This is a genomic window from Sciscionella sediminilitoris (assembly GCF_000737195.2).
In the GTDB taxonomy this organism is placed as follows: Bacteria; Actinomycetota; Actinomycetes; order Mycobacteriales; family Pseudonocardiaceae; genus Sciscionella; species Sciscionella sediminilitoris.
Genome location: NZ_JALM01000083.1, coordinates 1 through 10257 on the forward strand (window position 1 = coordinate 1; position 10257 = coordinate 10257).

The window sequence follows — 10257 nt, forward strand, 5'->3', positions numbered from 1 at the left end:
CCGGGCAGCTATCAAGCCCGGCATATTGCCGCAGACCGGAAGTTGATTGCGGAAACGTTGAGCGCTCACAAGAATATGCTCTTGCTCGGGCTCCAGATCTTGGTGGTGGCTCCGTCCTTGTCGATTATTGCTCTGAGCGAAATTGTCATCGCGCAGGCCGCAGGCGCGATGCGATGAGAACTTCGCTGAGAACGGACAATCATCGTCGAACGCGCGTGCACATCCAGGCCCGCATTCGTACGCTGAACAATCACCGGGGTCTCCCACGTATGCCGGAAAGGCGAGGCAGGCAGCCCCTGTCCAGCAATCCACGAATACTTGCGTGAGCGAGACCCCGGCCTGCAACCGCCTCAACCCGAGCCGGTCAGGTCATACCGTCCAGGGGCGAATCTGATAAATAGTTTGGTGGTGTGCTGGGAGTCTGTGGGTATGTCGCGGTTTCAGTTGTTCACGGATGCTCAGTGGTCGCGTATTGAGCCGATGTTGCCGCGTGGGACGGGGTGGTGGCCGTGCTGATGACCCAAGCCGACGCCGCTGGCGAGTTGGATTGGTCGATCGCGGTGGATTCCACGATCGTTCGGGCGCATCAACACGCGACCAACATCGCGCGCCACACAGGGGGCTGGGTCAAAATTGCAAGAATCCGGCCGCGGAGCCGTCTGATCATGGATTCGGCCGCTCTCGCGGCGGTCTGTCGACAAAGATCCACCACCTGGCCGACGGGCACGGGTTGCCGCTAGTGATCGCGGTCGCGGCGGGTCAAGAAGGCGACGCACCAGCGCTGCTGCCGCTGCTCGCGCAACTGCGCGTTGCCCGACCTCTCGGGCGCCCGCCCACCCGCCCGGACCGGCTACGCGGGGATAAGGCGTACTCCTCCCGCGCGATCCGCGCTCATCTACGCGAGCGCGGGATTCCCACGGTCATCCCGCAACCCGCCGACCAGGTCGGTCACCGGCGCCGCCGTGGTTCACACGGCGGCCGCCCACCCAGTTTCGATGCTGCCGACTACCGCAACCGCAACGTCGTCGAACGCCGCTTCGCCCACCTCAAACAGTGGCGAGCACTGGCAACCCGAAACGACAAACTCGCGCTCGTCTACCGCGCAGCCGCAGTCCTCAACGCCGTCATGATCCAGGTCGCGAGACGGCGCGGTGGTAGCGCTCCAGCACACCCGGCCTCGAGGCACCGAGACTCCCGGTCAGTAGGGGCAGGTGCTGAGGTACTGGCTGATCTGAACGCTCGCACCGGGCGCTGGGCAGAGGAACTGGTCGTAGCGGCGGTCATCGTCCACGAAGCGTTTGAGCCAGGAGATGCTGTACTCGGCGATCGTCGTGTTGGGCATGTTCGGCGCGAAATGCGAGGCACCGCGCAGTTCGAGGTATGCCTTGCTCGCCGTGTCGGGCAGCGAACGGTAGAAGGGCTCGGAATGGGAGGCGACCGGGGCGATGGTGTCGCTCTGTCCGCCGATGATCATGGTCGGTGTCTTCACCCTGGAAAAGTTCTTGTTCAGATCCCAAGGGGTCAACGGAATGGCCGCCCGTAACGCGGGATCGTCCTTGGCGGCTTCGAGGGTGCCACCGCCACCCATCGAATGTCCCATCACGGCCAGCCTGTCGGCATCGATCCGGTCTTTGACCTTGCTGCTGCCGGTGAGATAGCGCAGCGCCGCACGCAGCTCATCGCCCCGCATATCGGGCTGATCGGAAGTGGTCACGGTGTCGATGGTGAACACGACGAATCCTTGCGAGGCCAGCCTCGGCCCGAACCAGGCCATGCTCGATTGGGAAGCGGTGAAACCGGGCGCGATGGCGACCGCGCCGAACTTGCCCTCCTCGGTGCTGCTCGGGTAGTAGATCGTGCCGCCGCCGAATCCGCTGGCCCCAGCGCGAGGGACGGTGACCCTGGCGACATCGAAGGGGCCGCGCTCAGCCTCGATGCTCGCCTTCGTCGGATCGGGACCATGCTGGTCGGACGTGCTATCCGCACTGGCCACACCATGTCCGGCCACGATAATTCCGATACTCAACACCGCGGTGGCCAGGACCGAACCCAGTTTTCGCATAACCGACTGCTCCTCACGGGGTGAACAACTGGACGTACTGAACGTAAAGTAGCTCTACCAGTTGGTCAACCAATCTGGGGTGAACAGCCCCTCGACTAGCCTTCTCGGCATGAACGAACGCGTCGACGGCCGCAAACAGCGCTTCGAGCACAGACGCGGTGAAGTACTCCGCGCGGCCACCGAGCACGCACTCGACCATGGGCTCGATGAGCTTTCCCTGCGTAAGATCGCCCAGACCGTCGGGGTCAGCCACGCCACTTTGGTGCACCACTTCGGGACCAAAGAACAATTGGTTGCCGAGATCGTCGAGCTCGTACTCGCGGGAACGCTCGCGGTTCCGGATCTCCCGCAGGACGACCCGGATCCGCTGCGCACCATCTGGCGCAGGGCCACCGCCGATCGCGGGCGGCGCTATGTGAAGCTCTTCGTCGCGATCACCGGTCAGGCCATGCACGGCGATGAGGCACTGGTGAACGCTGTCGCTGCCTCGATGCGGCAGCGGACGAATCTGCTCGCCGAAGGATTGGCGCGCAATGGATGCCCGCCGTCGCGAACCCAGGCGGTCGCCACTGCCCTGCTCGCCGGCCTTCGTGGACTGTTCGTCGACTTGGTGACCACCGGAGACACCGATCGGGTCGATGCCGCCTTCGAAGACATGCTCGCCGAGCTGAAACACCGTCTTGCCGACTGGGCTGGCCGGCCCTAGAACGCCGGTCGGTTGGCGGTGGGCAAGGACCAGAGCGGCCCGGACGCTGATCGGCGCGGTGGTGATTCTGGTGCGATGGCCGGTTCGGCTTCAGGTGCCGTGCGGTTGTCTGCCTGTTGAAGGCGCGGCGGTCCATCGGGCGGGTGGACCGACGGTCGCGTACCAGGTGTCGAAGTCGAACTCGTTCGGTGAGAGCCGGGCTGCCATGTACTGGACAGCGATTTCGGGCTTGGTGCGCCAGCGTTGGGCGGCTTGCTCACCATCGTGTCTGTGCAATGCGTCGAACAACGCCGTCGACTCTCGGACGATCAAGTCCAGCGCCTGCGTGTAGGGCACTGTTCGGCCGCGCGAGTGCGGGTCGGTTGATCGCAGCGTGGCTGAGCGCGTCAGCACGCCACCGGCGAGGACCGGACGCGCGGGATGCGGCAGTCGGCGGGGTCAGAGCTGCCGTAGGAAACTGTCCACGGCGTGCTCCGCGGCGCCGAGTAGCGGAGCGAGCTCGCCGAGCTGTGCCGGGTGGATCGAGACGGGGAAGTCGTTGAGGCCGTGCAGCTTGCGCACGCTCGCGTCGAGCTCGGTGCCGACCTGGTTGGCCACGGAGCGCAATAGCCCGCCGAGGATGATCCGCTCGGGGTTGAAGATGTTGATCAGGTTGACCAGCCCGGTCGCGACGGATGGGCACAGCGCGCGCAGCGCCTCGATCGCCGCGGCGTCCTCCCGCTCGGCCTCTGCGAGCAGGTCGGCGAGTGCGGCGTGCCGGTCGGCGGGATCGGTGAGCCCGGCATGACGTAGCAGCGCGTCCGCGCCGATCTCGGTCTCCCAGCAGCCGGCTCCGCCGCAGCGGCAGGTGCGCCCGCCGGGGTTGGTGATCATGTGGCCGATCTCCCCGCCGTATCCGGAGGTCCCGGTGAGTGTCTCGCCGTTGTTGATGACCCCGCCGCCGACACCGACCTCGGCCGACACGTAGACCAGATCGCTGCTGTTCTGACCGGCGCCCCTGCGATGTTCAGCGAGGGCGGCGAGGCGTGCCTCGTTGGCGACGGTGATGGGTTCGGCGAACCCCGCTGTGCGGCGCAGTTCTTCGCCGAGGCGGACATTGCGCCAGTTGAGGTTGGGAGCCGACGCGATGGTGCCGTCCTGGATGTCGACGATGCCCGGGACTGCGATACCGAGGGCGAGTGGCCGGGTGTTCGCCTTGCTGATCCGACGGCGGATCAGCCGGGTCAGCTGTCGTACGCTCGCCGCGGGATCACCGGCGACGTGTTCGTGTTTGACACTTTCCTCGTCGAGCAGGCTGCCGCCGATGTTCATCCGGCCGATGCCGATCGTGTCCACCTCGACCGCGATGCCGAGAACGTAGGCGTCCTCGTGCGGGGTCACCACCAGCGGCGGTCGGCCGCGGCCGACGGTCACCGGCGCGCCTTCCTCGCGCACCAGTTCGCGCGAGAGCAGTTCGCCGACCAGATCGCCGATGGTGCTCCGGGTCAGGCCGGTGACCTCGCACAGGCCGGGGCGGCTCGTCGGACCGTGCAGGTGCAGGTGGCGCAGCAGCGCCCTGAGGTTGTGCCTGCGCAGGCTGGCCGGATCGCGGCCCTGTCCGATTGCGGACGACACGGTGTTCACCTGGCCCATTCTTCCCCGTCCGGTTCCGGCGAGGTGGAGGGTTGACAACTCGGGCATTTGAATTTTAACTCTTACAAAACAAATTCAGCCTGGGAGGGCAGTTCCTATGGCCGAGAAGCCACAAGGTGGTGGCAACCGAGCGGTGTACGTCGCCGCGTCGATCTGCGCGATCGGTGCCCTGTTGTTCGGTTACGACACCGGGGTCATCTCCGGAGCCATGCTGTACCTGAAGGGGCCGCTGGGGATCGCGGACGCCCCGTTCATGCAGGGGCTGGTGACCAGTGTCCTGCTGGTCGGTGCGGTGGTCGGGGCGTTGGCCAGTGGTTCGCTGGCGGTGCGGTTCGGCAGGAGACCGGTTGCTCTGCTCGCCGCGTGCGTGTTCGTCCTCGGAGCGCTCGGCGCGGCGTTGAGCGCCGACGCTTGGATGCTGGTCGGTTTCCGTGTGGTGCTCGGACTCGGTGTGGGTTCGGCTTCGGTGATCGTGCCGATGTACATCGCCGAGATCGCCCCAGCGCGCATCCGCGGTTCCCTGACCTCGCTGAACCAGCTGCTGATCGCGGTGGGGATCCTGCTCTCCTACATCGTCAACTACTTGCTGGCGCCCGCGCAGGCCTGGCGCTGGATGATCGGCCTGGCCGGTCTGCCCGCCGTGGTGTTGTTCATCGGCATGTTGTTCATGCCGGAGTCGCCGCGATGGCTGGTCAGCAAGGGGCGCATGGAGGACGCGGAGCGCACCGTGCAGCGGTTGCGATCCGCGGACGAGCTCGAAGAGGGGCGTGCCGAATTGCATGCCGCGGTGCGCGACTCGCAGGAGAGTCTCGGCTGGCGGGCACTGACCGGTGCGTGGATCCGCAGGGCGCTGATCATCGGTATCGGGCTCGCCGTACTGCAGCAATTCGTCGGTATCAACACGATCCTGTATTACGCACCCTCCACGCTGACCCAGCTCGGTCTCGGTGACTCCGCCTCGATCGCCGCGCAGATGGGAAACGGCGTGATCATGGTTGTGGCCACGCTTGTCGCGGTGCGCTATGCCGACCGGCTCGGCCGGCGCAGGCTGCTGCTGACCGGTAGCTTCGGGATGGCCGTCAGCCTCGGTGTGCTCGGCGTGCTGACCCTGATCGTCGGTGCGTCCGGGCAGTGGATCGCGGTGGTCACCATCGTCTGCCTCGCCGTCTACGTTGCCGCGTTCGGTGCGACCTGGGGGCCGATCATGTGGGTGATGCTGCCCGAGCTGTATCCCCTGCACGTCCGCGGTCCGGCCGAGGCCGTGGCCAGCTGCGCCAACTGGGCGGCGAATTTCGTCGTGTCGCTTGTGTTTCCGGTTGTGGTCGTGGCAATCGGACAGGGAACGACGATGTTGATCTTCGCGTGTTTCGGGGTCGTCTCGTTCTTCTTCGTGCGCGCACTGGTTCCGGAGACGGCGGGACAGAGTCTCGAGTCAACCGCGGCCGTGCCGTCCGGGGCCGACAAGGAAGGAACACCGCTATGAACCTCCAGCCGGGGAAATGGCGCAGAGGGATCCTTGTTATCGGGACCTGCGCCCTCTGTGTGGCACCGATGTCGGTCACGGCCGCCGGCGCTTCGGAACCGGTTTACCGCGACGATTCCTACACCGCTGCCGAACGCGCCGCGGATCTGGTCTACAGGATGACCTTGCCCGAGAAGGCCACGCAGTTGGCCGACAACGCGCCGGCCATACCGAGGCTGGGGGTCCGGGCATACAACTGGTGGTCCGAGGCCCTGCACGGTGTCGCGAAACGCCGGGATGCCGAGGGAAACCTGAACAACTCGGTGAACACCACCTCTTATCCGACGAGCCTGGCGATGGGGTCGACGTGGAATCCGCAGCTGGTACACCGGGTCGCGACACAGATCTCGGATGAGGAGCGGGAGGTATCGCCGGACAACAACCGGGACCTGAACATCTACGCGCCGACGGTGAACCTGGCCAGGGATCCGCGCTGGGGACGCAATGACGAGACCTACGGCGAGGACCCGACGCTGACCGCACGGTTGGCCGAGCAGTATGTGGACGGCATGGAAGGTAAGGCCCCCGATGGGAAACCGCTGCCTGGCTCGGGTGGCTACCTGAAGGTCGCCACTACGCTGAAGCATTACGCGGCCAACAATAGCGAGCACAACCGGCACACTGGGTCGTCCAATATGGACGAAAGGACGCTCCGCGAGTACTACACCAAACAGTTCCGCGAGGTGATCAAAAACAGCAACCCGAGTGCGGTGATGAGCTCGTACAACGCGGTCAACCGCGTTCCCTCCCCGGCGAACGCGCATCTGATGGATACCTTGGCGCGCAGGACGTTCGGCTTCACCGGTTCGTTCACTTCGGACTGCGGTGCGATCTATGACATCGGGCCCGGTGGGCATGACTGGCGTCCCCATGGGCCGCAGGCTCAGCTGAGTCCTGAACAGCGCGGAGCGATCTCCAACGCAGCCGGCGAGGACGACGAGTGTGTGATGAACAAGGACAACAAGACACTCGCGGGAACTACGCAGGCGGCGGTTCGGGACGCCATCAGCACCCCGCAGGGCGTGTACGGTCAGAACTTCGTGGACACCTCGCTCGTCCGGCTGTTCACCGAACGGATCCGGCTCGGTGAGTTCGATCCGCCGGAACGCAACCCGTGGGTGCGTGCGGCCCGGGAACGGGTGCCGCAGGGGAGCTGGACCAACTCCGATGCCAACGGCGCGGTCACCGAGACCCCGGCCAGGCTGCGGCTGGATCGGGAGGCGGCCGACCAGTCGATCGTGCTGTTGAAGAACGACGGCGGACTGCTACCGCTCGCGGTTCCGAAGACCGGTCGCTACCGGCTCGCGGTCGTCGGCGATTATGCCGCACCGAAGCAGATGTTCCTCGGTGGTTATTCCAGCGACCAGCAGAGCGCGGGGAAAGCCAATGAGGTCAACGGTTTCGAAGGTATCCGATCCGCGATCAAGAAGATCAATCCGGGGGCCGAGGTGGACTATCTGCCGGGAAGCGCGAACGGCGACCCGAACAAGATGAACACCGAATCGGTTCGGCGTGCTGCCGGATACGACGCGGCGGTCGTCTATGCGGGCACCGATGAGGACACGGCGAAGGAAGAGCAGGATCGTACCTCGCTGCGGCTGCCGGGCATGCAGGATCGGCTCATCAATGCCGTCGCTGCTCGCAATCCGAATACCGCGGTGTACCTGGAAACGATCGGCCAGGTCGACGTATCCGGATTCGCTCCGCATGTCCGGTCGATCCTGTGGAGCTCGTACAACGGGCAGCGCAAAGGAGAGGCGCTCGCCGATGTCCTGAGTGGACAGTACAACCCGAGTGGGCGGCTGCCATTTACCTGGTACGGCGGGAAGCTGCCCTCCATCGAGGACTACTCGATTCGCGGCGCGGCGGACAATCCCGGGCGCACCTACATGTATTACCGCGGCAAGGTCGACTATCCGTTTGGGCACGGGCTCAGCTACACGAAGTTCGACTACGGGCGGCTGCACATCGACCGAGATCGGGTCAGCCCGGACGGAACGGTCAATGCCACTGTCGAGGTCACGAATTTCGGTCGTGCCAAGGGAACCGATATCGCGCAGCTCTACGCGGCGACGCCGGGGGCGAATCCGGCGAAGCAGCGCCCGGTGAAACGACTCGTCGACTGGAAACGGGTGACCCTCGATCCTGGACAGCGCGCCACGCTACGGTTCCCGGTCAAAGTCGCCGATCTCGGCTTCTTCGACCAGAACCAGGGCCACTTCACCGTGGACAACGGCAGCTATGCGCTGCAACTGAGCTCGTCGAGTGCGGATATCCGCACCCAGCAAACCTTCGCGGTGCAGGGGCAACTCACCCAACATATGCAAACGGTCTCGGCGACGCCACACGCTCAAGGAGACCCGGAAAGCTCGAGCGACACACGCGTGGTGTTCGACCGGGGCAGCACGGTCCTACCGCGCCTGACCGTGGCGATGAACGACGACACCCTGTACGGCCACAGTGCCGAACATCCGGACACCCCACTGCCACGGGGAACGTCCGTGCGATACACCAGCAATCGCCCGGACGTGGTCGAGGCGCACGGCGGACACATCGAAACCAGGAACCCGGGCGTAGCGACGGTAACGGCTGATGTGCGCTATCGGGGCCAGAGCAAGCAAACGAGTTTCGTACTCGTTGTCAGGTAACGAAAAACAGGAGTGACGATGACGAATTTCGTGCCGACGAGGGAAGACCACTTCTCCTTCGGACTGTGGACGGTCGGCTTCGGCGGTGCCGACCCGTTCGGTGGGCCGACGCGCGCACCACTGGATCCGGTCGAAGCCGTGCACCGGCTCTCCGATCTTGGTGCGTGGGGAATCACCTTCCACGATGACGACCTGATCCCGTTCGGCTCGACCGATTCGGCGCGCGCGGACATCCTGGGCCGGTTCACCACGGCGCTCGATACGACCGGCATGACCGTGCCGATGGTGACCACGAACCTGTTCAGCCATCCGGTGTTCAAAGACGGTGGACTCACCTCGAACGACCGAGATGTACGCCGGTTCGCACTGCGGAAGGTGTTGCGCAATGTCGAGCTGGCCGCCGAACTCGGCGCGAAGACCTTCGTGGCATGGGGCGGTCGTGAGGGCAGCGAAACCGATGCGGCGAAAGACCTTCGGGCGGCCTTCGACCGGTACAAGGAGGGGATCGACACGATCTGCGCGTTCATCCGCGAACGCGGATATGACATGCGACTTGCCCTCGAACCGAAACCGAACGAACCGCGCGGCGATATTCTGCTGCCGACCGTCGGGCACGTGCTCGCGTTCATCGAGCAGCTGGATCACCCGGACATGGTCGGCGTGAACCCAGAGGTCGGACACGAACAGATGGCCGGACTGAACTATGTGCACGGAATCGCACAGGCACTGTGGGCGGGCAAGCTGTTCCACCTGGACCTGAATGGACAACACGGCGCGAAGTACGACCAGGATCTACGGTTCGGCGCGGGTGACGTGAAAAGCGCCTTCTTCACCGTGGATCTACTGGAGACCAACGGTTACACCGGACCGAAACACTTCGACTTCAAGCCGTTGCGCACGGACACCGGAGAGGACATCTGGACGGCCGCCGCGAACTGTATGCGCAGCTACCTGATCCTCAAGGAGCGCTCCGCGGCCTTCCGTGCCGATCCCAGGGTGATCGAGGCCATGGAAGCCGCACGGGTGCACGAGCTCGGGAAGTCCACATTGGACAGCGGCGAGACGGCCGAACGACTACTTCGAGCGGAAGACAACTTCGACCCGGAAACTGCCGCGTCCCGCGGAATGCGGTTCGAACCGCTCGATCAGCTCGCCATCGACCACCTGATGGGAGTAGCGAAGGGATAGCGCACGGATCAGCTGGCCGCCCGCGTCGCCGCTGAATCTCCGGGTGGGAGCTGTGTCAACCTCGGTATCGGCCTGCCGACCCGGGTCCCGGCGCACATTCCGGCCGGGCGCACCGTGATCATCCACTCGGAGAACGGGATTCTCGGTGTCGCCGGATATCCGGGCGAGGAGGAGGTGGACCCCGGTCTGATCAACGCGGGCAAGGAGACGGTGACCGTGCGTCCCGGCGCCGCCTACTTCGCCTCCTCGGTCAGCTTCGGTTCGTCGAGCGTGATGCGTCGTTGTTGGTGTGTTTTGGTGTCTTTCTCCCAGCGAGGTGTGCTTGTTCCGGGCCTCGCGGGATGACCTCGTCGAGGTAGTGATGCTTTGCTGACCGAGTCGATCCCGGCATACACTCTGACCCGCAGTGATCCGCTCGGTAGAACGCCGATCGACCCGCGTGAACGCCCTTGTGTGTTGCTGCCGTTAGCCATGTGCGCAGCCTAAAGGTTGTCCCGTA

At 64.9% G+C, this 10257-nt stretch carries 7 protein-coding genes and 1 pseudogene; 6 read left to right on the plus strand and 2 right to left on the minus strand.

Translation table 11 applies throughout. The features are described from left to right. Window positions 1–454: 454 nt before the first annotated feature. Window positions 455–1120, plus strand: a pseudogene (locus AD72_RS38245) (IS5 family transposase); the annotation flags it as partial. 78 nt (window positions 1121–1198) lie between these two features. Here the strand turns inward: AD72_RS38245 and AD72_RS28105 are convergent. Beyond that, window positions 1199–2062, minus strand: a complete 864-nt coding sequence (locus tag AD72_RS28105; protein ID WP_031469635.1) for an alpha/beta hydrolase family protein — start codon at window positions 2060–2062, stop codon at window positions 1199–1201. A gap of 109 nt (window positions 2063–2171) precedes the next feature. Between AD72_RS28105 and AD72_RS28110 the strand changes: the two genes are divergently transcribed. Continuing rightward, entirely contained in the window at window positions 2172–2768 is a 597-nt protein-coding gene (locus tag AD72_RS28110) for a TetR/AcrR family transcriptional regulator (protein ID WP_031469636.1), read from the plus strand. 438 nt (window positions 2769–3206) lie between these two features. Here AD72_RS28110 and AD72_RS28120 read toward each other — a convergent pair whose 3' ends face one another. Next, entirely contained in the window at window positions 3207–4382 is a 1176-nt protein-coding gene (locus AD72_RS28120; protein ID WP_197285099.1) for an ROK family protein, read from the minus strand. Between the two features lie 115 nt (window positions 4383–4497). On the opposite strand from AD72_RS28120, the gene AD72_RS28125 reads away from it, so the two are divergent. Genes AD72_RS28125 through AD72_RS28140 form a run of 4 tightly spaced genes read left to right on the plus strand, consistent with a single transcriptional unit; the run spans window position 4498 to window position 10103 of the window. Continuing rightward, on the plus strand, window positions 4498–5883 hold the full coding sequence (locus tag AD72_RS28125) for a sugar porter family MFS transporter (protein WP_051899107.1): 1386 nt from the start codon (window positions 4498–4500) through the stop codon (window positions 5881–5883). Then, the gene (locus AD72_RS28130) at window positions 5880–8570 is read left to right on the plus strand and encodes a glycoside hydrolase family 3 protein (protein ID WP_031469640.1); all 2691 of its coding nucleotides are present in this window, start codon (window positions 5880–5882) and stop codon (window positions 8568–8570) included. The genes AD72_RS28125 and AD72_RS28130 overlap by 4 nt, the downstream gene beginning before the upstream one ends. A gap of 18 nt (window positions 8571–8588) precedes the next feature. Further along, complete coding sequence (xylA, locus tag AD72_RS28135; protein ID WP_031469641.1) at window positions 8589–9758, plus strand: xylose isomerase; 1170 nt, start codon at window positions 8589–8591, stop codon at window positions 9756–9758. Window positions 9759–9770: 12 nt separating this feature from the next. After that, complete coding sequence (locus AD72_RS28140; RefSeq protein ID WP_082469198.1) at window positions 9771–10103, plus strand: CoA-transferase; 333 nt, start codon at window positions 9771–9773, stop codon at window positions 10101–10103. The last annotated feature ends 154 nt before the right edge of the window (window positions 10104–10257 follow it).

Bases quoted from the DNA above. Each gene is read 5' to 3' on its own strand.
- AD72_RS28105 (WP_031469635.1), bottom strand. From the start codon at position 2,062: ATGCGAAAACTGGGTTCGGTCCTGGCCACCGCGGTGTTGAGTATCGGA.
- AD72_RS28110 (WP_031469636.1), top strand. From the start codon at position 2,172: ATGAACGAACGCGTCGACGGCCGCAAACAGCGCTTCGAGCACAGACGC.
- AD72_RS28125 (WP_051899107.1), top strand. From the start codon at position 4,498: ATGGCCGAGAAGCCACAAGGTGGTGGCAACCGAGCGGTGTACGTCGCC.
- AD72_RS28130 (WP_031469640.1), top strand. From the start codon at position 5,880: ATGAACCTCCAGCCGGGGAAATGGCGCAGAGGGATCCTTGTTATCGGG.
- xylA (WP_031469641.1), top strand. From the start codon at position 8,589: ATGACGAATTTCGTGCCGACGAGGGAAGACCACTTCTCCTTCGGACTG.